The organism is Lysobacter niastensis (assembly GCF_031457115.1).
Lineage (GTDB): Bacteria > Pseudomonadota > Gammaproteobacteria > Xanthomonadales > Xanthomonadaceae > Lysobacter_J > Lysobacter_J niastensis_A.
Genome location: NZ_JAVDVY010000003.1, coordinates 51,921 through 77,502, shown reverse-complemented (window position 1 = coordinate 77,502; position 25,582 = coordinate 51,921). Strand labels below are relative to the sequence as shown.

24 protein-coding genes are annotated in these 25,582 nt (G+C 65.8%); 12 read left to right on the top strand and 12 right to left on the bottom strand.

Annotated features, from left to right (window positions below; all coding sequences use genetic code 11):
• Positions 1–254: 254 nt before the first annotated feature.
• Positions 255–1,214: an RluA family pseudouridine synthase gene (locus tag J2X06_RS14950; protein ID WP_430539606.1), complete on the top strand. Its 960-nt coding sequence runs from the start codon at positions 255–257 to the stop codon at positions 1,212–1,214.
• A gap of 43 nt (positions 1,215–1,257) precedes the next feature.
• On the opposite strand, the gene J2X06_RS14945 is transcribed toward J2X06_RS14950, so the two are convergent.
• The gene (locus J2X06_RS14945) at positions 1,258–1,698 is read right to left on the bottom strand and encodes an energy transducer TonB (protein WP_310063787.1); all 441 of its coding nucleotides are present in this window, start codon (positions 1,696–1,698) and stop codon (positions 1,258–1,260) included.
• Complete coding sequence (locus tag J2X06_RS14940; RefSeq protein ID WP_310063785.1) at positions 1,695–2,036, bottom strand: 4a-hydroxytetrahydrobiopterin dehydratase; 342 nt, start codon at positions 2,034–2,036, stop codon at positions 1,695–1,697. Before J2X06_RS14940 ends, J2X06_RS14945 begins: the two co-directional genes overlap by 4 nt.
• A 105-nt stretch (positions 2,037–2,141) precedes the next feature.
• On the opposite strand from J2X06_RS14940, the gene J2X06_RS14935 reads away from it, so the two are divergent.
• Positions 2,142–2,738: an NfuA family Fe-S biogenesis protein gene (locus J2X06_RS14935; protein WP_310063784.1), complete on the top strand. Its 597-nt coding sequence runs from the start codon at positions 2,142–2,144 to the stop codon at positions 2,736–2,738.
• Between the two features lie 19 nt (positions 2,739–2,757).
• Entirely contained in the window at positions 2,758–4,449 is a 1,692-nt protein-coding gene (locus J2X06_RS14930) for a hypothetical protein (RefSeq protein WP_310063782.1), read from the top strand.
• Between the two features lie 104 nt (positions 4,450–4,553).
• On the opposite strand, the gene J2X06_RS14925 is transcribed toward J2X06_RS14930, so the two are convergent.
• Together J2X06_RS14925 and J2X06_RS14920 are read right to left on the bottom strand one after the other, a co-directional pair.
• Positions 4,554–4,994, bottom strand: coding sequence for a c-type cytochrome (locus tag J2X06_RS14925; RefSeq protein ID WP_310063781.1), 441 nt, complete (start codon positions 4,992–4,994; stop codon positions 4,554–4,556).
• 14 nt (positions 4,995–5,008) lie between these two features.
• Complete coding sequence (locus J2X06_RS14920) at positions 5,009–5,377, bottom strand: c-type cytochrome (RefSeq protein WP_310064462.1); 369 nt, start codon at positions 5,375–5,377, stop codon at positions 5,009–5,011.
• A gap of 289 nt (positions 5,378–5,666) precedes the next feature.
• On the opposite strand from J2X06_RS14920, the gene J2X06_RS14915 reads away from it, so the two are divergent.
• The 3 genes from J2X06_RS14915 to J2X06_RS14905 are packed head-to-tail and all read left to right on the top strand — an operon-like array spanning position 5,667 to position 13,455.
• Positions 5,667–6,797 (top strand): efflux RND transporter periplasmic adaptor subunit, encoded by a 1,131-nt coding sequence (locus J2X06_RS14915; RefSeq protein ID WP_310063780.1) that lies wholly within the window; start codon positions 5,667–5,669, stop codon positions 6,795–6,797.
• A gap of 15 nt (positions 6,798–6,812) precedes the next feature.
• A complete protein-coding gene (locus J2X06_RS14910; RefSeq protein ID WP_430539605.1) occupies positions 6,813–10,340 on the top strand; it encodes an efflux RND transporter permease subunit in 3,528 nt (1,175 codons plus the stop codon).
• A gap of 10 nt (positions 10,341–10,350) precedes the next feature.
• Complete coding sequence (locus J2X06_RS14905) at positions 10,351–13,455, top strand: efflux RND transporter permease subunit (RefSeq protein ID WP_310063778.1); 3,105 nt, start codon at positions 10,351–10,353, stop codon at positions 13,453–13,455.
• Positions 13,456–13,527: 72 nt separating this feature from the next.
• On the opposite strand, the gene J2X06_RS14900 is transcribed toward J2X06_RS14905, so the two are convergent.
• The 8 genes from J2X06_RS14900 to ykgO all read right to left on the bottom strand — a co-directional run bounded on the left by J2X06_RS14900 (position 13,528) and on the right by ykgO (position 19,921).
• Positions 13,528–14,739: a TraB/GumN family protein gene (locus J2X06_RS14900; RefSeq protein WP_310063776.1), complete on the bottom strand. Its 1,212-nt coding sequence runs from the start codon at positions 14,737–14,739 to the stop codon at positions 13,528–13,530.
• Positions 14,740–14,909: 170 nt separating this feature from the next.
• Positions 14,910–15,836, bottom strand: coding sequence for an alpha/beta hydrolase (locus tag J2X06_RS14895; protein WP_310063774.1), 927 nt, complete (start codon positions 15,834–15,836; stop codon positions 14,910–14,912).
• Between the two features lie 29 nt (positions 15,837–15,865).
• On the bottom strand, positions 15,866–16,531 hold the full coding sequence (locus J2X06_RS14890) for a TetR/AcrR family transcriptional regulator (protein ID WP_310063772.1): 666 nt from the start codon (positions 16,529–16,531) through the stop codon (positions 15,866–15,868).
• Between the two features lie 20 nt (positions 16,532–16,551).
• Positions 16,552–17,082 (bottom strand): GNAT family N-acetyltransferase, encoded by a 531-nt coding sequence (locus tag J2X06_RS14885; RefSeq protein ID WP_310063771.1) that lies wholly within the window; start codon positions 17,080–17,082, stop codon positions 16,552–16,554.
• A gap of 5 nt (positions 17,083–17,087) precedes the next feature.
• Positions 17,088–17,975, bottom strand: a complete 888-nt coding sequence (locus tag J2X06_RS14880; RefSeq protein WP_310063770.1) for a carbon-nitrogen hydrolase — start codon at positions 17,973–17,975, stop codon at positions 17,088–17,090.
• A gap of 114 nt (positions 17,976–18,089) precedes the next feature.
• On the bottom strand, positions 18,090–19,121 hold the full coding sequence (locus J2X06_RS14875; RefSeq protein WP_310063769.1) for an agmatine deiminase family protein: 1,032 nt from the start codon (positions 19,119–19,121) through the stop codon (positions 18,090–18,092).
• A 150-nt stretch (positions 19,122–19,271) separates the two neighbouring features.
• Positions 19,272–19,601, bottom strand: a complete 330-nt coding sequence (locus tag J2X06_RS14870; RefSeq protein WP_310064461.1) for a hypothetical protein — start codon at positions 19,599–19,601, stop codon at positions 19,272–19,274.
• 194 nt (positions 19,602–19,795) lie between these two features.
• The gene (gene ykgO / locus J2X06_RS14865; protein ID WP_010342887.1) at positions 19,796–19,921 is read right to left on the bottom strand and encodes a type B 50S ribosomal protein L36; all 126 of its coding nucleotides are present in this window, start codon (positions 19,919–19,921) and stop codon (positions 19,796–19,798) included.
• 143 nt (positions 19,922–20,064) lie between these two features.
• Between ykgO and cmk the strand changes: the two genes are divergently transcribed.
• The 6 genes from cmk to J2X06_RS14835 all read left to right on the top strand — a co-directional run bounded on the left by cmk (position 20,065) and on the right by J2X06_RS14835 (position 25,569).
• Complete coding sequence (gene cmk, locus J2X06_RS14860) at positions 20,065–20,757, top strand: (d)CMP kinase (protein ID WP_310063767.1); 693 nt, start codon at positions 20,065–20,067, stop codon at positions 20,755–20,757.
• A 190-nt stretch (positions 20,758–20,947) separates the two neighbouring features.
• Positions 20,948–22,636 (top strand): 30S ribosomal protein S1, encoded by a 1,689-nt coding sequence (gene rpsA, locus J2X06_RS14855; RefSeq protein WP_310063765.1) that lies wholly within the window; start codon positions 20,948–20,950, stop codon positions 22,634–22,636.
• A 129-nt stretch (positions 22,637–22,765) separates the two neighbouring features.
• The gene (locus J2X06_RS14850; RefSeq protein WP_310063763.1) at positions 22,766–23,068 is read left to right on the top strand and encodes an integration host factor subunit beta; all 303 of its coding nucleotides are present in this window, start codon (positions 22,766–22,768) and stop codon (positions 23,066–23,068) included.
• A gap of 85 nt (positions 23,069–23,153) precedes the next feature.
• Positions 23,154–23,402: a LapA family protein gene (locus J2X06_RS14845; protein ID WP_310063761.1), complete on the top strand. Its 249-nt coding sequence runs from the start codon at positions 23,154–23,156 to the stop codon at positions 23,400–23,402.
• A 3-nt stretch (positions 23,403–23,405) separates the two neighbouring features.
• Positions 23,406–24,584, top strand: coding sequence for a lipopolysaccharide assembly protein LapB (gene lapB, locus J2X06_RS14840; RefSeq protein WP_310063759.1), 1,179 nt, complete (start codon positions 23,406–23,408; stop codon positions 24,582–24,584).
• 88 nt (positions 24,585–24,672) lie between these two features.
• Positions 24,673–25,569 (top strand): lipopolysaccharide biosynthesis protein, encoded by an 897-nt coding sequence (locus J2X06_RS14835; RefSeq protein WP_310063757.1) that lies wholly within the window; start codon positions 24,673–24,675, stop codon positions 25,567–25,569.
• The last annotated feature ends 13 nt before the right edge of the window (positions 25,570–25,582 follow it).

Genomic DNA, 25,582 nt, shown 5'->3' with positions numbered 1-25,582 from the left:
TTCTCTCTAAATTGTGTTCGTACTACAGGCCGGCGGCGCGGGCGCCGCACGGGGCGATGTTCATCACGGTGGGTTGGACCCGCCGCGCGAGGGTCGGTTCCGCCGGGCTGCGCTTGCTAACATGGCTGCCCCGTGGGCAGTGGTTAGACGCGGACCAGAATCGCAGGAAAGGGCTTTCGGCCTATCAGGTGACAACTTCCTGCGAAATCAAAACCTTATCTCGCGTCGCGAGTGTAACAGATAACCCCTCCCGGATGACCCATTCAGTTTCCTCAACAGCGGCCTCCGGGGCGCGTACCGTGCGCGTCCCGGAAGATCGCGACGGGCAGCGCCTCGACAATTTCCTGCTCGGCCAGCTCAAAGGCGCGCCGCGATCACTGGTCTACAAGCTGGTGCGGTCTGGCCAGGTTCGCGTGAACGGCGGCCGCGCCAAGGCCGAGCGCAAGCTGGCCGCGGGCGACGAGGTGCGGATTCCGCCGGTGCGGCTGGCCGAGGCGGGCGAGAAAGCGGCCCCGCCGAAAGGATTCATGGACGCCCTGGACGCGGCCATCGTCTTCGAGGATGCCCGCCTGCTGGCCCTGAACAAGCCCGCCGGCGTCGCCAGCCACGGCGGCAGCGGCATCAGCTTCGGTGCCATCGAGACCCTGCGCGCCCTGCGTCCTGGCCAGACTCTGGAACTGGTGCACCGCCTCGACCGCGATACCTCTGGCCTGCTGGTCGTGGCCAAGAAACGCTCGGCCCTGACTGAGCTGCAGGCGCTGATGCGCGAGGAGGGCGGTATAGCCAAGCGCTATCTCGCCCTGCTGACCGGGCGCATGCCAGATGGCGTGATGACGGTGGATGCACCCCTGCACGTAGGCCTGCGTCAGGGCGGCGAGCGGCACGTGCAGGTCAATGCCGCGGGCAAGGCTTCCTTGAGCCACTTCAGAGTGCTCGAGCGTCGCGGTGGCCAGTCCTACTGCGAGGTGCGCATCGAAACCGGCCGCACCCACCAGATCCGCGTGCACTCCCAGCACATCGGTCACCCAATTGCCGGCGACGACAAGTACGGCGATCCCGCGGTCAACAAGCGCCTGCGCGAACAGGTCGGGCTGAAACGCATGTTCCTGCATGCCTCGACGCTGGAGTTCGCGCTCGATGGCGGACGCGAGCCTTACCTGCTCATCGCCCCGCTGGCGCCCGAACTGATCGACGTGCTGGACCGCCTGGCCTGATCAGGCTGATCAAACCGCGTGAGATCCGGCCGGGCGAGCGGCTTCAGAGCTTGTCCTTGCGCTTCTCGTCGAGCACGAAGCACTCCGCTGGGCGGATTGCCGGCGGGGTGAACGTGATAGGCACATTGATCTTCGCCGGCTGCGGGCGGTCGTTGACCTTGGCGGGCTCAAAGCGCCAGTTGCGTATGGCGTCCTGTGCTGCAGCGTCCAGTGCGGCAACGCCGCTGCTGCGCAGCATCCGCGCTTCGGTCGGCTTGCCTTCCACGCCGATGGTCAGCATCAGCAGTACCTGGCCGCCCGTGCCTTCGCACGCCAGCTCGGCCGGATAGACCGGCGGCGGCGTGTCGATCGCCATCGGGCGGGTGGTCGTCACGGGCGGGGGCGGTGCGGCCTTCTGGCATCCGCCCAGCAACAGGGCGGATGCGATCAGGGCAAGGGTGGTGCCGCGGGAACCCCGGCGATCGGGGAGAGCGGGGGCTTTCATGACGACAACTCCTCGGCCTTGGCCGCGCAGATGAAGTCGTTCTCGCTGAGGCCGCCGACGTCGTGGGTCGAATAGCGCACGACGCAACGGTTGTAGTGCACCCCGAGATCGGGGTGGTGGTCTTCGCGATGGGCCATGTACGCCAGGGCATTCACGAAGGCCATCGTTTCGTAGTAGTTCTTGAACTGGAAGGTCTTGGAGAGCGCATGGCCGTCCTCGACCACCTCCCAGCCGGGAATCTCCGGCATGAGCTCGCGCACGCGCGCCTCGCTGAGCCGGTGCTCGCTGCCGCGGCGGGCGGTACAGTGGGCCTGGGCGAGGGGGACGAGATCGTTCATGCTGGTTTCCTGGCGGCGGACACACCGACTGAATGGAACACATCCGTCGTGGTCGTGGGATGCAGGCGCGCCATACGGTCGCGCGGACCTCGGTAGAATAGCGCCATGATCAACATTTCCGAATCCGCCCAGACCCATTTCCGCAAGCTGATCGAGCGCGAGGCCCTGCCGGGCCTGGGCGTCCGCCTGTCAGCGGTCCATGCGGGGACGCCCAAGGCCGATGTCCGCCTGGAGTTCGCCGAGCCAGGTGACCTGCAGGGCGACGAATGGGCGATCGACTGCGACGGGTTCACCCTGTGGCTCGATGCGCCCAGCGTGAAGTATCTCGATGGTGCGGAGATCGACTACGAGACCCAGGCCACCGGCGGCCAGCTGCAGATCCGTGCGCCCAAGATCAAGGGTGAGGCGCCTGTCGAATCGGCCTCGCTGGTCGAGCGCGTGCACTGGATCGTCGAGCAGGAAATCAATCCCCAGCTTGCCTCGCATCGCGGCCATGTCGCGGTGCAGGAAGTGACCGCCGACGGCGTGGTCGTGCTGCGCTTCGGTGGTGGCTGCCACGGTTGTGGCATGGCCGATGTAACCCTGAAACAAGGCATCGAGAAGACCCTGCTGAGCAAGGTACCCGGTGTGACCGCGGTGCGTGACGCCACGGACCACGATACGGGCGAGGCCCCTTACATCCGCCGCGACAACGCGGCCTGACACGGGCCCGGCGACGTAGATGTTCTCCGCCGCCGATCTGATCCTAGCCCTGCAGCGACGCATGCTGCTGCGCTCGCCGCAGCGGCGGCGTCCGGCCGGTGAATTCCCGCCAGGCTGGCAGAGCTGGTTCGAGCAGATGCGCGAGCGGGTGGGGGCCATCACCGGCGCCACCAGCGAAGCGATCGTCGCGGAGTTCCTGCAGCGTCCATTGACCGTCCCGCCGCGTCGCGCCGACGAACTGACGCGATGGCAGGCCTTCGCTACGCTGTGGCGCCAGCAGTGGCATCCGCCCGAACCCGAGGAGCGCAAGGTCCGCTGGGTGGCCGGCATCGTGTCGGCGCTGTGGCACTTGTTCTTTGGTGCGCTGCTGATCTGGCTGATGTATCTGCGTTTCATGGCGCTGGGGACGCCGGCCCAGGGCGACAACGTCGTGCAGGTCGAGTACATCGGCCAAGGCACGCCCCGGGAGGCTGGAGGGCCGGTGCAGCCCGCCGCGCCTGCGGCCCCGGTGCAACGGCAGCCCGCTCCAAAACCCGCCACGCCTGGCCAGGCACCTGCAGTTGCCGCCGCGCCGCAAACGAACGTGGCGGAGCCCGACATGGTTCCCAGCCTGGACATGCCGCCCCCCGAGGTGGTTCAGCGCAATGTGCCCGAACCGGCACCCACGGCCGAACAACCCGTGACGGTCAGCGAACCCGTTCCCAGCGCACCCACCGTGTTCGTGCTGCCACCGACGCGGCGCCGCGTCGAGGAGCCGGCCGTCGCTTCGCCGGATCTGAGCGTCGAGCCGCGTCAGGTCCAGGCCGTCGAAGTCCCCGAGCCAGTGCAGGCCCGGACGCGGGAAATCCCACAGCGAGCGATCGAGGCTCCCGCGATTTCAACCCGCGTGCCCGAAGTCGCCGCGCGCGAAATCCCGGCGCCATTGCCGCGTCCGTCGCTGCCCGAAGTGACGCCGCCGCCCACGGCCGCTCCGGAGTTGCGCGCGACCATCCCGAGCGTACGTACCGCCGAAATCCCGACTCCTCAAACGCCGGCCCCCGTCGCGGCGGCGCCGCCTTCGACCACGACAGGAACACCCGCCGCGGCAGCAACGCCCACGGCCCCCATTGCGCCGGCTTCGACCGCTCCCGGTGCCGCCAGCGCGCAGCAAGCCCCTGCGCAAACCGCGCCCGCGCGTCCGGCCACGACCGCCGGCACTGGCCCCAAACCGGTGGCGACGCCGGGTGGGTGGCCAAGTCCCACCCGTGGCGATGATTGGGGTGACAGTACCCGCGACCGCCCCGGAGGTCCGAGCGGGCAGCAACCCGGCCTGTACAACCCGGACGGCAGCGTACGCATGGCCGAAACGCCCGGATCGGCCGCCCCCGGGGAACCGCCGGGCACCGTGACCGAGGAGATCAAGGACCTGGACCGCGCCGGCACCTGGCTCAAGCGCAAGCCCACCGACTACGAGCCGACCGCATTCGACAAATACTGGCGGCCCAGCGAGACGCTGCTGCAGGAGTGGGTGCGCAAGAGCATCCGGCGCGTATTGATTCCGATCCCCGGCAGCAGCAAACGCATCGTGTGCGATGTGACGCTGCTTGCGTTCGGGGGCGGTTGCGGCATCGTCGATCCCAACCTCAACGACCAGCCGGCCGGTGCCAGGCCGCCGCCGGATATCCCGTTCAAGCCCGCGTTGCAGGAGGACAACGGCAGCGTGAAGCCGTAACGGCGTTGCCGGTTCCGCCGCGCGGAGTCAAAGAAGGGCAGGCTTCAGCAAAGAAAAAGGCCCGCGATGCGGGCCTTTCTTGTCGAACTGGAGCGGCGCGTGTATCAGTGCGCGCCCTTCAGATCGCGCAGATTGCTGTTGCGCGAACCGAAATAGGCCGCCAGGTCGGCGATCTGCTGGTCGGACAATTCCTTGGCCTGGCCGGACATCAGTGCATGCTCGCGGTCGCCGGAGCGATAGGCCTGCAAGGCGTGCGCGATGTAGTCGTAGTACTGGCCGGCAAGCTTGGGATAGGTCTCTGCGATCGGCGCGTTGCCTTCGGCGCCGTGGCAGTCGACGCATGACTGGCCGGTTGCGCCCTTGGTGCTGGCGAGCTTTTCGCCGGCGGCGATGTGCCCGGCAGGCAGGCCGGCGGAAGAGGAACTGTGGCCTTCGGCGCGGTCGGCCGCGGAATGCTCGGCCGGCGTGTCGCCGCCGGAGCACGCCGTCAGGGCGACGGCCAGCACCAGCAGAGCAGGGGCAATGGCGAGGTTCTTGATCGTCATGGACTTCTGCTCACTCACTTCAGGGTCGAAAGGAACGCGGCGATGTCGGCGATGTCCTGGTCCGAGAAACTCTGGGACTGGGCCTGCATCGTCGGATGCTTGCGGGCGCCCTTCTTGTACTCGGTCAGCGCGCTGGTCAGGTACTCGGCCGACTGGCCGCCGATCTTCGGCACGTGGTAGTTGGGATAGGCGTTCTTGTAGCCGGTGACGCCGTGGCAGCCCTGGCAGGTGTAGGTGAGCTGGCGGCCGTTGTCGGCGTTGCCCTTGATGGCAGTAGCGGCCGTGGCGGCAGGAGCCGGGGTGGCCTGGGCCGCTTCCTGGGCCGATGCGACGGACGCAACGGTGGTCAGGGCGAAGCAGGCGGCGATCATCAGCGGTCGCATCATGTCGTAGTCCGCAATCTCGAAATGGCTAGCGAAGGGTGTTGTAGCGGGCAGCGCGGTTAAGGCCGCGCATTAAGCGGTGGAGTATAACGTGCGATGCCGATGCAACGAAGTCGTCCCATCGCGCATCAATGTTGGAGTGAGCCATGCCTCGCTCCCGGAAGCCGGTCCCGCGAGTGCATGGCTCCAGTCACCATGACCTTCGGCGGATGTGTGCCCCGAGGGTGGTGATATACCTTCATACAACACCGGCACAAAGCCCGGAATTCAGCCATTGGGGTCCATTCAAATGCGTCATCTCACCCGAAATCGCAGCGCGCGTGCCGCTGCCGTCCTGCTGCCCTGCCTGCTTATGCTGGCCGCCTGCAAGGGCGAGGGTGGAGCCGGGGAAGCGCAGGCCAAGGAAGGCAAGGACAAGGGACCCGAAGCGGTTCCGGTCGAAGTCGCCAAGGCCTCGCGTCGTCCCGTCGCCGCCAGCTATACCGGCACCGCTCCGCTGGAGCCTGTGGCCGAGTCGCAGGTCGTCGCCAAGACCTCCGGCGTGGCGCTCGCGGTCATGGTCGAGGAAGGCCAGCACATCAGGGCCGGCCAGACCCTGGTCCGCCTGGACTCCGCGCGTTCGCAGCTGCAGGCAGCCCAGACCGCCGCGCAGATGCGCAAGCTGGAGGCCAACTACGCCCGCGCCAAGCAGATGGCTGAGCAGAAGCTGCTCAGTGCCAACGACAACGACCAGCTCCGTTACGACCTGGAAGAAGCGCGCGCGGCCAACCACATGGCCAACCTGGAGCTGTCGTACGCCAACGTCGAAGCGCCGATCTCCGGCGTGATCGCATCGCGTTCGATCAAGACCGGCAACTTCGTGCAGATCAACACGCCGATCTTCCGCATCGTCGACACCTCGCGCCTGGAAGCCACGCTCAACGTACCCGAGCGCGAACTGGCGACGCTGAAGGCCGGCCTGCCGGTGCTGCTGCAGGTCGATGCGCTGCCGGGCAAGACGTTCAAGGGCATGGTCGATCGCGTATCCCCGGTGGTCGATTCCGGCAGCGGCACCTTCCGTGTCATCTGCTCCTTCGCCGGCGACAGCATCCTGCAGCCGGGCATGTTCGGTCGCATCAAGATCGACTACGACCAGCGCGCCGATGCCCTGGTGGTGCCCCGCGTGGCGCTGCTCGAGGACGAAGGCGATCCGGCCGTGTTCGTGATCAACGGCAACAAGACCAAGCGTGCATCGGTGAAGCTGGGTTATGTCGACGGCGCCTGGGCGGAGATCCGCCAGGGCGTGAAGGAGGGCGACCAGGTCGTGACCGCCGGCAAGACCGCGCTGCGAGACGGCACCGTGGTGCAGGTCATCGGCGCGCCCGGCAAGGACCGCGAAGTGGCCGCGAACGAAAAGAAGTCCGACGGCAAGAAGCAGTAACTCGGAGAGCCCCCCGTGTCCGAACCCGTGAACGCACCGAAGCCCTCCCACCACGAGGGCTCGTTCAACCTCGTCGAGTTCTCCACCCGCCGCCGGGTGACGATCTTCATGTTCATGATCACCTTCGTGCTGTTCGGGGTGATCTCGCTGTTCAACCTCAAGGTCAACCTGCTGCCCGACCTGAGCTACCCCACGCTGACGGTGCGCACCGAGTACACCGGTGCCGCGCCGACCGAGATGGAGACGCTGATCTCCGAGCCGGTGGAAGAAGCCGTGGGCGTGGTGAAGGGCCTGCGCAAGCTCAAGTCGGTATCGCGTACCGGCCAGAGTGACGTCGTGCTCGAGTTCGCCTGGGGCACCGACATGGACCAGGCCAGCCTGGAAGTCCGCGACAAGCTGGAAGTGCTGCAGCTGCCGCTTGAGGCCAAGGCGCCGGTGCTGCTGCGCTTCAATCCGTCGACCGAGCCGATCCTGCGCCTGGCGCTGTCGGCGAAGGGCGAGGGCGATGACGTGCGCCAGCTGACCATGCTGCGCCGCTACGCCGACGACGACCTCAAGAAGAAGCTCGAACCGGTCGACGGCGTTGCCGCGGTCAAGGTCGGCGGCGGCCTCGAGGACGAGATCCAGGTCGACATCGACCAGCAGAAGCTGGCGCAGCTCAACCTGCCGATCGACACGGTCATCCAGCGCCTGCAGCAGGAGAACATCAACATCTCCGGTGGTCGCCTGGAGGAGGGTTCGCAACGTTACCTGGTGCGAACCGTCAACCAGTTCGCCACCGTCAGCGAAATCCGCGAGATGCTGGTGACCACGCAGGCCGCCGGCAACGCCGCGCAGGCCAGCGCGGCGGCGCAGATGGCGGCGATCGCCGCGTCCACCGGCAACGCGGCGGCGATGGCCGCGGCCGCATCGGTGCAGAGCGCCAACTCCTCTTCCAGCGCCTCCGTCGCGGGTGGCATGCCCGTGCGCCTGAAGGACGTCGCCGACGTTCGCCAGGGTTTCAAGGAGCGCGAGGCGATCATCCGCCTGGGCGGCAAGGAAGCCGTCGAACTGGCGATCTACAAGGAAGGCGACGCCAACACCGTGTCCACGGCCGACGCAGTGCAGAAGAAGCTCAAGGAGATCAAGGAGCAGATTCCCGACGACGTCAAGCTGACCGTCATCGACGACCAGTCGCAGTTCATCCGCCACGCCATCGCCGACGTGAAGATGGATGCGGTGATCGGCGGCGCGCTCGCGGTGCTGATCATCTTCCTGTTCCTGCGCGACGGCTGGAGCACGTTCGTGATCGGGCTGTCGTTGCCGGTGTCGATCATCACCACGTTCTTCTTCATGGACCAGTTCGGCCTGAGCCTCAACGTCATGTCGCTCGGCGGCCTGGCGCTGGCCACCGGCCTGGTGGTGGACGACTCGATCGTGGTGTTGGAAAGCATTGCCAAGGCGCGCGAACGCGGACTCGGCGTACTAGAGGCCGCCATCGCCGGCACGCGCGAAGTGAGCATGGCGGTGGTCGCATCCACGCTGACCACGGTTGCCGTGTTCCTGCCGCTGGTGTTCGTCGAAGGCATCGCCGGTCAGCTGTTCCGCGATCAAGCGTTGACGGTGGCACTGGCCATCGCCATCTCGCTGCTCGTGGCGATGACGCTGATCCCGATGCTCAGCGCGCTCAAGGCCAAGCCGCCGATGGCGTTCCCGGAAGAGCCCGCGCATCCGCGCTGGAAGCCCGGGGCCAAATGGCAGAAGCCGCTGGCCGCCACCGGCCACGGCGTGGGCGTGGGTGCGCGCGGCGCGAGCTTCGGCATCGTCTGGCTGATCGTGCGCGCATGGCGCGGCGTGGTGGCGGTTGTCGGACCGGTCATGCGCAAGGCCAGCGACCTCGCGATGGCGCCCTATGGCCGTGCCGAGAGGCATTACCTGAAGGTGCTGCCGGCGGCGATGGCTCATCCGTGGAAGGTGCTTGGCGTCGCCATGGCGGCATTCGTGGGCACGCTGCTGCTGGTGCCGTTCCTCGGCGCGGACCTGATCCCGCAGTTGGCCCAGGACCGCTTCGAGATGACGGTGAAGCTCCCGCCGGGCACACCGCTGCGCGACACCGACGCCCTCGTACGCTCGTTGCAGGCCAAGCACGACAAGGATTCGGGCATCGAGACGCTGTACGGCGTGAGCGGTAGCGGTACCCGCCTGGACGCAAGCCCCACCGAGAGCGGCGAGAACATCGGCAAGCTGACGGTGACGATGGCCGGCGGCGGCAGCAAGGAGGTCGAGGCCGCCGAGACCGAACGCCTGCGCGAAACCATGAGGGCATACCCGGCCGCCCAGGTCGACTTCGCACGGCCGGAGCTCTTCAGCTTCTCCACGCCGCTCGAAATCGAACTGCGCGGACAGGACCTGGAGACCATCCAGCGCGCCGGCCAGCAGATGGCGGCGATGCTCCGCAAGAACCCGCACTACGCCGACGTGAAGTCGACGGTGGAGCAGGGCTTCCCGGAAATCCAGGTCCGCTTTGACCAGGATCGCGCGGGTGCATTGGGGCTGACCACGCGCCAGATCGCCGACGTCGTGGTGAAGAAGGTGCGCGGCGACGTCGCCACCCGTTACAGCTTCCGGGATCGCAAGATCGACGTGCTGGTGCGTGTGCAGGAAAACGATCGCGCGTCGGTGGAAAGCATCCGCCGCCTGATCGTCAATCCTGGCAGCACGCGTCCGGTGACGCTGGATTCGGTCGCCGACGTGATCGCCACGACCGGTCCGAGTGAAATCCATCGCGCCGACCAGGTGCGCGTGGCGATCGTCTCGGCCAACCTGCGCGACATCGACCTTGGCAACGCTGTCGAGGAAGTGCAGAAAATGGTGGACAAGGAGCCGCTGGGTGCGGATGTGCGCATGCACATCGGCGGACAGGGCGAGGAACTGGCCGAATCGGTGAAGTCGCTGGTGTTCGCCTTCGGCCTGGCCGTGTTCCTGGTCTACCTGGTGATGGCGTCGCAGTTCGAATCGCTGCTGCACCCGTTCGTCATCCTGTTCACCATCCCGCTGGCCCTGGTCGGCGCGGTGCTGGCGCTGCTGCTGACCAATTCGCCGGTGTCGGTGGTGGTCTTCATCGGCTTGATCCTGCTGGTCGGCCTGGTGGTGAAGAACGCCATCATCCTGATCGACAAGGTCAACCAGTTGCGCGAGCACGGCACACCCAAGCACGAAGCCCTGATCGAAGGCGCGCGTTCGCGCCTGCGACCGATCGTCATGACCACCGCCTGCACGCTGTTCGGCTTCCTGCCGCTGGCGCTGGCGTTCGGCGAGGGCGCGGAAGTGCGCTCGCCCATGGCGATCACCGTGATCGGTGGCCTGCTGGTCTCGACCATGCTGACCCTGGTGGTGATCCCGGTCGTGTACGACCTGCTGGATCGTCGCGGCGACGAGTACTACCGCGAACGCGGTCGGCGTGCTCGCCGCGAGCACGACGCAGTCGTCGCCCTGATCGACGACGAGGCAGCGCCGCTCGTGGATCCGGGACAGCCCGGCACCACCGAACCTGGCCAGGCTTGAGGCGCGCGCCATGACCATCGCCGAACTCAGCATCAAGCGACCCGTCACGTGCATCATGCTGTTCGTGTCGCTGTTCGTGATCGGGTTGATCGCCGCGATCCGGTTGCCGCTGGAAGCCTTCCCGGAAGTCTCCCCGCCCTTCATCTTCGTGCAGATGCCCTACACCGGATCGACGCCGGAAGAGGTGGAGCGGACGGTGCTACGCCCGGTGGAGGAAGCGCTGTCGACGATGACGGGCATCAAGCGCATCGATTCCAATGCGCGCTCGGACGGCGCGCAGATCTTCATGCAGTTCTCCGACTGGAACCGCGACGTGGCAATCGCGGCCTCGGAGGCGCGTGAGCGCATCGATGCCATTCGCGACGACCTGCCCGATGACCTGCAGCGCTACAACGTGCTCAAGTTCTCCACCACCGATCAGCCGGTGCTGAAGGTGCGCCTGGCCGCGAAGGGCGACCTGACCGGCGCGTACGACATGATCGAGCGCGAGTTCAAGCGCCGGATCGAACGCATCCCCGGCGTGGCGCGCGTGGACGTGACCGGTGCGGCACCGAACGAGGTCGAGATCGCGATCAGCCCGGATCGACTGGTCGCGCACAACCTGAGCATCAACGACCTCTCGACACGCCTGAAGAATGTCAACTTCTCGGTGTCCGCCGGCGAGATCGACGATAACGGCCAGCGCCTTCGCGTGCAGCCGGTAGGCGAGATCACCGACCTGCAGCAGTTGCGCGACCTGGTGATCGACACCAAGGGCGTGCGCCTGGGCGACGTCGCCGAAGTGCACCTGAAGCCGGCGCGGCTGGACTACGGTCGCCGCCTCGACGGCCGCGTGGCTGTCGGCCTGGACATCTTCAAGGAGCGCAACGCCAACCTGGTGCAGGTTTCCAGCGCGGCGCTGAAGGAAGTCGAGGAGATCCGCAAGCAGCCCGAACTGAGTGACCTGCAGGTCATCATCATCGAGAACCAGGGCGAGAACGTCACCAAGTCGCTTGTGGAGCTGGCCGAGGCCGGCGGCATCGGCCTGCTGCTGTCGATCGCGGTGCTGTTCTTCTTCCTGCGCCATTGGCCGTCCACGGCCATGGTGACCCTCGCCATCCCGATCTGCTTCGTGATGACGCTGGGTTTCATGTACTTCGCCGGCGTGACGCTCAACATCCTGTCGATGATGGGCCTGCTGCTGGCGGTCGGCATGCTGGTTGACAACGCCGTGGTGGTCGTGGAAAGCATCTACCAGGAACGCGAGCGCATGCCCAACCAGCCGCGGCTGGCATCGATCATGGGCACCAAGCACGTCGCCATTGCGCTCTCGGCGGGCACGCTCTGCCACTGCATCGTATTCCTGCCCAACCTGTTCGGGCCGCGCAACTTCCTCAGCATCTACCTGTCGCAGATCGCGATCACGATTTCGGTGTCGTTGCTGGCGTCGTGGCTTGTGGCGGTGAGCCTGATCCCGATGCTCTCGGCGCGCCTGAAGACGCCGCCGGCGGTGCGTTCCGAGGGTGGCCTCATCCCGCGCATGCAGAACCGCTATGCGGCCCTGCTGCGCTGGACGCTCGAGCATCGCGGCTGGAGCGTGCTGGGCATCCTCCTGATCGTCGCCATCAGCTGCGTCCCGATGGTGCTGACCAAGAAGAACATGTTCGGCGGCGACGAGGGCGACAAGATCCAGTTGTTCTACCAGTGGAAGGGTGCCTACACCAAGGAGCAGATGTCGGCCGAGATCCTCAAGGTCGAACAGTTCATGGACGCGCGCCGCAAGGAATACCACCTCAAGCAGATCTACTCGTTCTACAGCGAGCAGGGTTGGGGCGGCACCATCCTGACCTTGGATACCGACCATGTAAGCGAGAGCAAGAAGATCATCGAGTCGATCCGCAAGGATCTGCCCAAGTCGGCGCGCGCCAATGTTGGCATCGGCGACCAGGGTGGGCAGGGCGGTGGCGGACAGCCGGGCCAGAACGTGCAGGTGCAGCTGGTCGGCGATTCGACCGAGACGCTGGCTGCGCTGGGCAACGACATCGTGCCGATCCTGTCCCGCCGCAAGGAGTTGCGTGACGTGCGCGTGGATGTCGGCGACCAGAACAGCGAGCTGTCGGTGCACGTGGACCGCGATCGCGCGGCGGCGTTCGGCTTCAGCGCGCAGGAGGTGGCCAGCTTCGTCGGCCTCGCGCTGCGTGGTGCGCCCTTGCGCGAGTTCCGCCGCGGCGACACGGAAGTGCCGGTGTGGGTCCGCTTCGCTGGCGCCGAGAAGTACGGCACGGAGGACCTGTCGTCGTTCACCGTGCGCGCACCCGATGGCCGCACTGTGCCCTTGCTGGCGATGGTGAACGTGGCCGTGCGTCCTTCGGCGACACAGATCCAGCGCTCCAACCGCCAGACGACGGTCACCATCCAGGCCAACCTGGCCGACAAGGTGACCGTGCCCGAGGCACGCAAGGCGATGGAAGACACGCTCAAGGCGATCAAGTTCCCGGCCGGGTACAGCTATACGTTCGAAGGCGGCGCTTTCGAGGACGAGGCCGAGGCCAACAAGCAGATGATGTTCAACCTGCTGATCGCGCTGGTGATGATCTACGTGGTGATGGCAGCGGTGTTCGAGTCGCTGCTGTTCCCGTCGGCGATCATGAGTGGCGTGCTGTTTTCGGTGTTCGGCGTGTTCTGGCTGTTCTGGCTCACCGGCACCGAGTTCAACATCATGGCCTTCATCGGCATCCTGGTGCTGATGGGCGTGGTGGTGAACAACGGCATCGTGATGATCGAGCACATCAACAACCTGCGCCGACGCGGACTGTCCCGTACCGAGGCGCTGGTGGAGGGCAGTCGCGAGCGCCTGCGCCCGATCCTGATGACGATGGGCACGGCGATCCTGGCGATGGTCCCGATCGCGATGACCAACACGCAGATCGGCGGCGACGGTCCGCCGTACTACCCGATGGCGCGCGCGATCGCCGGCGGCCTTGCCTTCTCGACGATCGTCAGCCTGCTGTTCCTGCCGACTATCTACGCCATCCTCGACGACCTACGCCACGGCACGTCGCGCCTGGTGCGCCGTGCCCGCGGCAAGGAAAGCGCGGTACCGGCGGCAGCAGTGGCGGCGTTGAAGGCGGAGTAACCGCGGCCCACGAAGTGAAAACGGGAAGGCGATGCCTTCCCGTTTTTTTTGTCCCGGCGATGTGGCCGTGAATCAGCCGACCAGCTTGCCCAGCATCCGCAACCCGCCAGTCCACACGCCGATCGCGGTACCCAGGCTGGTCAGGAAGAAGTTCAGCAGTACGCGCGCCACACGGTTGCGCCACCAGCCGCGCCAGTGTTGCACGTCGTCGCGCAGCGCCATGAAGTCGGCGTAGGTGGGCTTGCGTATCCAGGCTTCGGTGAGCGCACTGAGCGTGCCCGAGGCCAGGGCCGGATGCAGCGGCGTGATCGGCGAGGCGATGAACGCCACCAGGATGCTGAGCGGGTGGCCGCCGGCGATGGCGCAGCCGATCGCGCCGAGCACGCCGGTCGCCAGCACCCACTGCAGCAGCAGGTCGGAGCCGACATCCAGGCCGCCGCGCCAGAAGCCCCAGGCGAAGCCGCCCAGCACGAACACCGACAAGACGATCGTGAACCACGGGATGTCGCTCTTTTTCGGCAGCGCCTCCAGTTCTTCGCGGATCGCTTCCGCGGGGCGGACTTCCTCGCGCAGGTGGCGCGCCATGCCCTGCAGATGGCCGGCACCGACCACGGCAAGGACTTCGCGCGCCGGGCCATGACTCTCGCGCAGGCGCGCGGCCATGTAGCGGTCGCGCTCGGCGATCACTGTGTCGTACAGCTCGGGGCTGTCGCTGGCGAATTCACCGAAACTGGACTCGAGCATGTCGCCCTGCTTGAGCTTTTCGATCTCGTCGTGCCCGACTTCCTCGTCGACGAAAAGCGCCGTCAGCAGGCCACCGCCGAGCTTGGCGCGCGACCACCAGCCCAGACGATGGGAAGCGCGCTTGAAGGTGAGGCCGACGTCGCGGTCGATCAGGTGCACGGGCAACTCGCGCTGTCGTGCTTCCATCACGGCGCGCTTGAGTTCCGCGCCTGGTTCGATGCCCAACTGCTCGGCGAGGCGACGCTGGTAGGCGGCCAGCGCAAGATTGGCGGCGAACAGCGCGGTCTTGCCGGTGCGGATGACCTCGATCAGGTCGAGACGGGCCAGCGCGTCCGGATCGGTCAGCGCCTGCAGGCGCGGGGCGTCCAGTTCGACCGCCACCGCGTCGAAGGTGCCGCTGCCGATCGCATCGCGCACCGCATCGACACTGGCCTGCGACACGTGCGCCGTGCCGAGCAGGGTGTAGCGAACGCCGTCGCGCTCGACGATGGCGTGCGGCTGGGTGTCCAGCACGGACTGGAGGAGCGTCGCGTCAGTCACGGGTTGTTGCCCGGGTTGCTTGGACGTCGATGGAGAAGACTGCATGCATGCGGTGGCCTGTGGTGGTCCCATCAGCACAACGGCGCCGAATCGGGCGCCGTTGTGCTGATGCTTTGAGGGCAATAGCAGAGCTTAGAGCCTGCCGACCACCCCGGCAACGAACCGACCGTTCAGGCCACGCCGAAGGGCAGGTTGGGGGACGACACCAGATGTTCACCGACGTTTTCCCCACGCAGGAAGCGAACGCCTGCGGCAATGACTACGTTGTCATCCAGCACACGGCGATGCCCCAGGCCACGCGTAGTCAGCAGGCGCGAGTCCGGCCAATAGCGCGCGTAGCGCTCGCCTTCCGACCAGGGGACGTCGCGATCCTCCAGGTCGTGGACGATCAGCGCCGGTCGGCCGATGGCGGGAGCATTGAGATGGGCCTGCAGTTCTTCGAAGGTGATGCCGACGCGGCGCTCGAAGTAGGCGAACATCGGCGCGCACAGGTTGGCGCCGATCCACATCATGTCGGCGAAGCGTTCGGCGGCGGCGATCGGGTCGGCGGCTGGGGCGATCAGCACCGCACGGCCCGCCTGAAGTCCCTTCGCCATCGCCAGCATGGTGGCCGCTCCGCCCAATGAGTGGCCGATCACTGCAGCGGCGGGGCCGTAGTGCTGGCCTACCGCCAGCAGATGGCGGGTGAAGTCCGGCAGCGTGGCCTGGCGGCCGGGGCTGCGGCCGTGGGCGGGTTGGTCGAATGCGACGACCGCATAGCCATCTGCCAGCAACCGGGGTAGCCATGCCGCAATGCGCGTGCCATGGCTGGACCATCCGTGCGCGAACAGCACGTAGGGCTGCGATTGCGGATCGCCCCAGACGTAGGTCGCGATGGCATGGTCGTCGACCTGGATCTGCGTTTCTCGCGCACCGTAGGTGGACGTGGCCAACGCGCGCGCGCGCGACGACGGCAAGGGCGTGCTGAAGAGTCGGGCGGCACGCTGCAGTGTCGTGTCCGGAGCGATCCGGCTGCCAAGGAAGAAGCTCAGGCGGAGCCCGTACAGCTTGATTAAGTTACGAACGATCGTGCTAATTTTGGCGATGATCGGATACACGGCATACTCCGCGAGTCAGCGGGTGGGGGTCAGAATTGAGGGGCGCCGGATTGAGGCGCGTAGGAGCGGAACAATCGCTCCAAAGCACGGCGGCCGCGGCCAACGGCCACTTCGAAACCGAACAGTCCGGCATCGTGATGCACGGTCAGGGCCAGGCTGTAGAGTTCGAACGCCATCTGCTCGGGCTCGGTGTCCGCAGCCAGATCGCCGACATCGACGCCGATCTGCACCGCGCGGCAGATCTGTTCACGCCACAGCAATTCGTTCTTGACGATGCGATCGCGCAGCGGACCGGGACGATCGTCAAACTCGCTGGCCGCGCTGAGCAAGATGCACCCGCCCTCGGACTGGCGTGCCCATTCGAACCAGCCCTCCGCGATGGCGCGCAACCGGGGAATTCCACGGGGAGCCTTGAGCGCGGGGTAGAGCACCGTGGAGACAAACCTTTGCCCGGCGGCGTCCAGCACGGCGAGTTGCAGGTCTTCGCGCGAACCGAAGTGGGCGAAGACGCCGCTCTTGGACATGCCGACCGCCTGCGCCAGCGGGCCGATCGACAGGCCTTCCAGCCCGGCCGAGCAGGCGATCCCGTAGGCACGATCGATGATCGCCTCTCGGGTGGCAGCGCCTTTGGTGGTAGCAGTCATGACGGACATGGAATTTAAAATAGCACGTCCGTTCGTTTTATTGTTGACCACTCGTCGGCGGGACGAATCCCCTATTCAGGCTCGGATTCTGCGCCGGGGCCCAAAGCCCGCTGCATCTGCACGGTGTCCAGCCAGCGACCGTGCTTACGCCCCAATCCTGCAAACACCCCGACGGTCCGGAAGCCAAGACGCTCGTGCAATACGATCGAAGCCGAGTTGGAGACGTCGCCGATGACCGCGACCATCTGCCGGAACCCCAGTGCCTGGCACTCGTCGATCAGCCGTTGCAACAAGCCGCGCCCGATTCCCTGGCCCTGCGCCCAGGGCTCGATATAGACCGTGTCCTCGACGGTCCAGCGATAGCCCTCGCGGGTCCGGTAACTGCTGGCATAGGCATAGCCGGCGAAGCGTCCGTCCAGTTCGGCAATGAGGTAGGGAAAGCCCTGGTCGACGATGCCTCTCCAGCGGCGAATCATCTCGGTTTCGACGGGCGCGAGGTACTCATACGTTGCGACGCGTTCGTCGACTTCGCGCGAGTACAACGCGGTGATCGCCGTCAGGTCGTCGGCGACGGCGGGGCGGATCAGGAGGCCCGTAGCCAAGGGGGTCAGTCGCGGTAGCGCTTGAGCAGGTCGCCGTAGGCGTCGATGCGGCGATCGCGCAGGAACGGCCAGATGCGACGCACGTGCTCGCTGCGCTCCAGATCCACTTCGGCCATCAGGATCTCCGCATTTTCCTGGTTGGCCTCGGCAATGAACTCGCCCTGCGGTCCCAGCACGTGGCTGGAACCCCAAAAGCGGATGCCGGAGGTGCCCAGCGGAGAAGGCTCATGGCCGATGCGATTGCAGCTCAGCACCGGCAGGCCGTTGGCGACTGCGTGACCGCGGTGGCTGAGGATCCAGGCATTGCGCTGGCGATCTTTTTCGGCCTGTTCGTCATCCGGATCCCAGCCGATGGCGGTGGGATACAGCAGCAGTTCGGCGCCGGCCAGCGCCATCATGCGCGCGCCTTCCGGATACCACTGGTCCCAGCACACCATCACTCCGAGACGGCCGACCGAAGTGTCGATTGGTTCGAAGCCGATGTCGCCCGGCGTGAAGTAGAACTTCTCGTAGAAACCCGGGTCGTCCGGGATGTGCATCTTGCGGTACTTGCCGGCGGTCGAGCCGTCGGCGTCGAACACCACCGCGGTGTTGTGATACAGCCCGGTCGCGCGCTTCTCGAACAAGGAGCTGACCAGCACGACCTTGTGCTGCTTCGCCAGTTGCCCCAGGCGCTCGGTGCTCGGGCCGGGAATGGTCTCGGCCAGATCGAACTCGTGCACCGATTCGTGCTGGCAGAAATACGGTCCGTTGTGCAGCTCCTGCAGCAGCACCAGGCGCGCGCCGTTCTTCGCCGCCTCGCCCACGCGGGCTTCGATGTTGGCGAGATTGGCTTCGCGGCTGCCGTGGTCGCGATCCTGGATCAGGGCAACGGGGAGGGTGGTCTTCTTCATCGTGGGGCGTGCTCCAGGCGCGGGGCCGCGGACATTGTAGGGCGGGCCCGGGCCCGCCATCGGTGGCTTCGTGACGTGCGGCCCGGCGGGCCTGTCCGAATCAAGGCAGCCGGATCAGGCAACCAGCCCTTTCGGAAGCTGCATGGTGATGCAGTGCAGGCTGCCGTTCTGCCAGATCAGCGGGCGGCACGGTACGGGCACGATCTGCCGATCGGGGAAGGCTTCGGCCAGCACGGCCTGCGCGCTGGCGTCGGCGGGATCGCCGTAAGCGGGCATCAGCACCGCGCCATTGACGATCAGGAAGTTCGCATAGCTCGCTGCCAGGCGCCGGCCCTCGTCGATGACAGGCTGGGGCCACGGCAGCGGAAACAGGCGATAAGGCAGGCCATCGCGCGTGGTCAGCGCGGCCAGTTCGTTCGCCATTGCCTGCAGCTCGGCGTAATGCGAGTCGGTCGGGTCGTCGCAACCTTGGAACACGATCGCGTCGGAACCGGCGAAGCGGGCGAGGGTATCAATGTGGGCGTCGGTGTCGTCGCCTTCCAGATAGCCGTGATCGAGCCACAGCACGCGGTCCTGCTGCAGCCAGCCGGCCAGTTTGGCCGTGAGCTCTTCGCGACTGACCTCCGGGTGACGTTCGTGCAGGCACTGCCAGGTGCTCAGCAACGTGCCTGCGCCGTCCGTTTCGATGGCGCCGCCTTCCAGTGCAAAATCAATGCTTTGGCGAGCACTGTTGAGAAAAGTTCCAGCCTCGTGCAGGCGTTCGACCAGCAGGTCATCCTGGCTCGCGTCGAACTTGCCGCCCCAGCCGGTGAATCGGAAATCCAGCAGGCGGAAACCGGGGCCTTCCCGCAGCGAGATCGGGCCGGAGTCGCGCAGCCACGTGTCGTCGTAGGGCGCTTCGACAAAACGCACGCCGTCCATGTCGATCCGCGCGGACGACAACCGGGCACGCGCGTAGGCTTCGACGTCTTCATCGGCGACGATGATGACGGCGGGCTGGAAACGGGTGATCGCCGCGACGAGGGCGATGTAGGTCTCTTCGACCTCGCCCAGGCGATCGGCCCAGTCGGTATCGGCGTTCGGCCAGGCGATCAGGACCGCGGACTGGGGTTCCCACTCCGCGGGGAAGCGCGCGACATTCGGCATGGCACAACCTGCAAACGCAAAGCGGGCCTGACGGCCCGCGGGGGAGGAATCGCTGCGTGTCGCCTGCGGCCTTGGGCTCCCAGGTCAGACGCACGATCTGGCGGACGCGGATTTTAAAGCATCCGCGTCCGCACTACGGCATGCGCCGCATTACTTGATCGGTGGCTTCGGGCCGATTTCCTCGGCGCTGGCTTTGTTGGCCACAACGTCGACCACGCGGCTCTTCTCGAAGTAGACGGTGAACGTCGGGTAGACCCAGCGGTTGATCGTCGGCCATTGGCGCTTCTGGCCGCCTTGAGGATCGAGTTTTTCGGCGGGTGCGCCGTACTTGGCTTCGACCTGGGCCATGGTCTGGCCGCGGGCCGGCGTTTCGGCTTGGGTTTCTTCCTGCACGCGCTCGATCAGCAGGGTGTCGGCCGAGACGGCGCCGGAAAACGCGAGCAGGGCAAGCAGCGGGATGGCGACAGTTCGGGCTTTCATGGCATTCATGGCGTGCACTCCCCAGTGGACGGGCGATTGTACGCACAAGCGTGCACTGGGCGGCAGCAAGACGCCGTCACGGTTTCGCATGCCGCAGACGCGATGGGGCATGCGGATGGGCTAGAAACGCGAAAGGCCGCCTTTCGGCGGCCTTTGGTATCGCAGGGCACTCCGCTGTGACGCGGAGATGCTGATCAGCGCTGACGAGCCTTGAAACGCGGGTTCGACTTGCAGATCACGAAGACCTTGCCACGGCGGCGAACGACCTTGCAGTCGCGGTGACGGGCCTTCGCCGACTTCAGGGAGGACAGGACCTTCATGACAGACCTCGGCAACAGGTGAATAGAACGAAGCCGGCGATTCTAACGGGCATTTCCCCGGTCGATCAAGTGGTTGGGCAAATATTTTCCAGTGGCCGGGGCGATTGGACCGTAAAAGTGGAGCTCGGCCCCATAATGTGACGATGAATAGCACCGACTCCCCCGAACACGTTCCTGTCCTCACCATCGATGGCCCTTCGGGCTCCGGCAAAGGCACCATCAGTCGCCTGGTCGCCCAGCGGCTGGGCTGGCACTACCTGGATTCAGGGGCGATCTACCGCGCCGTCGGCGTAGCGGCAGGCTGGGGTGACATTGACTTGGCCGATCCGGCAGCGCTGGTTCGCTGCACGTTCGATACCAAAATCGACTTTATCGAGGACGATGAGTCGCGCGAGCTGCGGATCATCGTCAATGGCCTGGATGCCACCGACGAATTGCGCACCGAAACCTCCGGCGCGGCAGCCTCGGCCATTGCCGCCATCCCTGAAGTCCGTGCCGCCCTCAAGGACCGCCAGCGGGCTTTCCGCCGTGCCCCGGGCCTGGTGGCCGACGGCCGCGACATGGGCACGGTGATCTTCCCGGACGCCGCTCACAAGGTGTTTTTGACCGCGAGCGCCGAAGAAAGAGCGGAAAGGCGCTATAAGCAGTTGAAAGACAAGGGGGTTTCCGTTACTTTACATGGTCTGCTGCGGGAGATCCTCGCCCGCGACGCCCGCGACGCGCAGCGTGTGGTGGCGCCATTGCGACCGGCTGAAGACGCCGTCCGCATCGACACCACCGGCCTGAGCATCACCGAGGTCGTCGAACGTGTGCTGGCATTGATGCCGGCGCACTGAGCGCGTTTCCACCGCGGCAGAACAGTCCCGTCGCAACGTTACAAGGATGCGACGGTTATCAACCATCGACACATGGCGCAGTTGCATCGCGCCACACAACGGGTGGGTCGACCACGTGCTGCTTGAAGTCGTCCATGGCGGACGACCCTGACAGCCGGTGCGGCCCGTGTGTTCAACCGAGTAATTTCCAATGACCGAATCATTTGCCGAGCTGTTCGAACAAAGCCAGACCAATCTGGCCAAGCTGAAGCCGGGCGCCATCGTCACCGGTATCGTCGTCGAAGTGCGTAGCGACGTGGTGGTGATCAACGCAGGCCTGAAGTCCGAAGGCATCGTGCCGATCGAACAGTTCCGTAACGACGCCGGCGAAATCGACGTCGCCGAGGGCGACGAAGTCAAGGTCGCGCTCGACTCCATCGAGAATGGCTTTGGCGAAACCGTGCTGTCGCGCGAGAAGGCCAAGCGCGCCATGGTGTGGGACGAACTCGAGCAGGCGCTCGAGAAGAACGAGACCATCACCGGTCGCATCAGCGGCAAGGTCAAGGGCGGTTTCACCGTCGACATCAAGGACGTGCGCGGCTTCCTGCCGGGCTCGCTGGTCGACGTCCGTCCGGTGCGTGACTCCGCTTACCTCGAGGGCAAGGAACTCGAGTTCAAGCTCATCAAGCTGGACCGCAAGCGCAACAACATCGTCGTCTCCCGCCGTGCGGTGGTCGAGAGCGAGTACAGCGTCGAGCGCGAGCAGTTGATGGAGAAGCTGCAGGAAGGCGCAATCCTCAAGGGCGTCGTCAAGAACCTCACCGATTACGGTGCGTTCGTCGACCTCGGCGGCATCGATGGCCTGCTGCATATCACCGACATGGCGTGGAAGCGCGTGCGCCATCCGTCCGAAGTCGTGGAAGTCGGCGCCGAGCTCGACGTCCGCGTGCTCAAGTACGACCGCGAGCGCAACCGTGTTTCGCTGGGCCTCAAGCAGCTGGGCGAGGATCCGTGGGACAACATCGCGCGCCGCTACCCGGCGCAGACCCGCGTGTTCGGTAAGGTCTCCAACGTCACCGATTACGGTGCGTTCGTCGAGATCGAGCCGGGCGTCGAAGGCCTCGTGCACGTGTCCGAGATGGACTGGACCAACAAGAACGTCAACCCGTCGAAGATCGTGCAGGTCGGCGACGAGGTTCAGGTCATGGTTCTGGACGTCGACGAGGAGCGTCGCCGCATCTCGCTGGGCATGAAGCAGGTCACCAGCAATCCGTGGGAAACCTTCGCTGCGATCCACAAGAAGGGCGACAAGGTGTCGGGCCAGATCAAGTCGATCACTGACTTCGGCATCTTCATCGGCCTGGACGGCGGTATCGACGGCCTGGTGCACCTGTCGGACATCAGCTGGGCCACCACCGGCGAAGACGTGGTCCGCAACTACAAGAAGGGCGACACGCTGGAAGCCGTGGTGCTGGCCGTCGATCCGGAGCGCGAGCGCATCAGCCTGGGCGTCAAGCAGCTTGAGCAGGACCCGATGGGTCAATACGTCGCTTCCAACGCCAAGGGCTCGATCGTCAAGGGCGTCGTGAAGGAAGTCGACGCCAAGGGCGCCACGATCGAACTCGCCGACGGTATCGAGGGCTACATCGCAGCCCGCGATATCGCCAAGGAGCGCGTCGAGGATGCCTCGCATTACCTGAAGGTCGGCCAGGAAGTCGAAGCCAAGATCATCGGCAACGACCGCAAGGGCCGCAGCATGCAGCTGTCGATCAAGGCCAAGGACGAAGCCGAGCAGCAGGAAGCGCTGGCGGACTACAACCGTCAGACGTCGGACGCCTCCAGCGGTACGACCAAGCTTGGCGCGCTGCTGCGTGAGCAGCTGGGCAACAAGTCCGAGTAAGCAGTCCCGTAACAAGGCTGTTGCTGTTGCTTCAGATGTACACGGGGACGGCCCGGCTTCGGCCGGGTCGTCTTCCATCTGGCCCTCGTTGGCCATCACTCGATTCGGAAGAGCGCCCGCGTTTCGCCCATGACCAAGTCCGAACTGATCGAGATCCTTTCCCAGCGTCAGGCCCACCTGAAGGGCGAAGACGTGGATCTGGCGGTCAAGGCCCTGCTCGAGATGATGGGCGGCGCGCTCTCGACCGGAGAGCGGATCGAAATCCGCGGCTTCGGCAGTTTTTCACTGCACTATCGTCCACCGCGCCTGGGGCGCAACCCCAAGACCGGCGAGTCGGTGGCGCTGCGCGGCAAGCACGTGCCGCATTTCAAACCTGGCAAGGAATTGCGCGAGCGCGTCAGCAGCGTTGCGCCGGTCGACGAAATCGACTGAGTTTCGACACCCTACACAGTTTCCCGCTGGACCTGTCCGGACGGTCCGCTAAGCTAGTCGTGGAAGTTGGCCGGAGGCCCTCGTCATGCGTTTGATCCGATTCCTGGTGGCGTTTGCGTGCCTCGCGCTCGGTGCGGTGGTGGGTGCGCTCAATCGCGGCCTGATCAACATCGACCTGGGCTTTACCACCATCACCACCAACCTGGGCGTGGCCCTGATCGTGGCCTTGCTGATCGGCGTGCTGATCGGCGGACTGGCCATCAGCGCCAGCCTCGTGTTGCCGCTGCGTCGCCGCCTGGCGCGCGCGGAACGCCAAGGCACGCCCGGAGCCTGATCGATGGAGTTCATCAGCGAGTGGTTCTGGTTCTTCCTGTTGCTCCCCATCGCGGCCGTCAGCGGCTGGATCGTGGGTCGGCGCGGCGGCGAGCGCCATAGCGATACGCAGGTCAGCCGCCTGTCGACCACGTACTTCCGTGGCCTGAACTATCTGTTGAACGAGCAGCCGGACAAGGCGATCGAGCTGTTCCTGCACATCGCCGAGCTCGACAAGGACACGTTCGAGACTCAGGTGGCGTTGGGGCACTTGTTCCGCCGTCGTGGCGAGGTCGATCGCGCGATCCGCCTGCATCAGGCGCTGGTGCAGCGTCCCGGGCTGAGCGACCAGCAGCGCGTGCAGGCATTGCTGGCGCTTGGCGAGGACTACATGCGTTCGGGCCTGCTCGACCGCGCCGAAACGGTGTTCAGCGATCTGGTGGCGCTCGACATGCGCGCGCCGCTGGCGTTGCGGCATCTGATCGGCATCTACCAGGCCGAGCGCGATTGGGACAAAGCCATCGAGAATGCCCGTCGCTTCGAGGAAGCGACCGGAGAACCGATGGGCAAGCTGATCGCGCAGTTCGAGTGCGAGCTGGCCGAACGCCACCGCTCGGCCGGTGATATCGATCAGGCGCGTGAGGCCGTCAAGCGCGCTTACGAGGCCGATGCCAATTCAGTGCGCGCCGGCATGCTCGAAGGCCGCATCGAGGTCGATGCCGGCCAGGATGCCGCGGCGATACGCGCCTTCGAGCGGGTCGCACGCGTGGACCCCGATTACCTGCCTGAAATCCTTCCGCCGCTGCTCGCCTGTTACGAACGCGTCGGCGATGCGCCTGGAGCGCGAGCCTTCCTCGCGGAAATGTGCGAGCACTACCGTGGCATCTCCCCGGTGCTGGCGCTGACGCAAATGGTCGAGGAATCCGACGGCGTTGCGGCGGCGCGGGCCTATCTTGCGCAACAGCTCAAGGATCGGCCCTCGGTGCGTGGCGAGGCCGCGCTGATCAACCTGACGCTGGCCGAAGGCGCGGACCCGTTGGCCACGCTGCATGACCTCAAGCACATCACCGACCAGTTGTTGGTGCGCAATCCCAGCTACCGCTGCAACCGGTGCGGCTTCGGTGCGCGCAGCCACCACTGGCAGTGCCCGAGTTGCAAGGAGTGGGGCACCATCAAGCCGCTGCTCAACTACGCCGTGGTCTGATCCGATGTTGGCATGGATGCTCATCCATTTCGCCCTGGGTGCGGCCGGTACGTGGCTGGCCCGGCGCTATGCGCTCAACCGCGATCTGATGGACCAGCCGGGCGAGCGTCGCAGCCATGCCGTCAGCACGCCCCGGGGCGGAGGCATCGCGATTGTCGTGGCGTTGCTCGTGGCTTGTGCCGCCCTTGCGATCCGGCTGCCGGATCAGGCCTGGATGCTGGTGGCCTTTGCAGTGGGGCTGGTGTTGGTGGCGGGGGCGGGATGGCTGGACGATCACCGTCCGACTTCGCCCTGGGTTCGCCTGGGCGTTCACGCGTTGGCGGCCGCCGTGTTCGCGGCGGCGGTCCAGTACGCCTACGCCGACCCCTGGCTGGCGGGTGCCGCATTCGTGCTGGCCATCGGGCTGGTCAACGTCTGGAACTTCATGGATGGGATCAATGGCCTGGCAGCGACCCAGGCGGCGTTGGTGTCCCTGGCGTTGGCGGCGGTGATGAGTGGAACCTGGGCGGGAGTGGCCCTGGCTTTGGCGGCCGCCTGCCTGGGCTTTCTTCCCTTCAATTTCCCGAAGGCGGTCATCTTTCTGGGAGATGTTGGAAGCGGGTCCCTGGGGTTTGCCCTGGCGGCGATCACCATCATGGCCACTGCCACCCAGTCGATAGCGTGGCCCTTGCTGCTGCTGCCGTTGTCGGCGTTCCTGATCGATGCGGGACTGACCCTGCTGATGCGCATGCATCGCGGCGAACGCTGGTGGACCGCGCACGTCCAGCATTCCTATCAGGTCTGGGTGCGAGGCGGGGCTACGCACACAAGGGTGACATTCGCCTACATGGCGTGGACATTGCTTTCGGTGGCATTAATGCTCGGTTTGCGAGCGGCCTCACCGCTTTTCATGCTGTGTGGCGTGATGGCGTGGTATACGTCGGGCGCTTTTATTTGGTGGCTGCTGCGTCGTGCGGCGGCGCAGCGCGGATTGCGCGGAAACTGAAGGACTGGTTCAA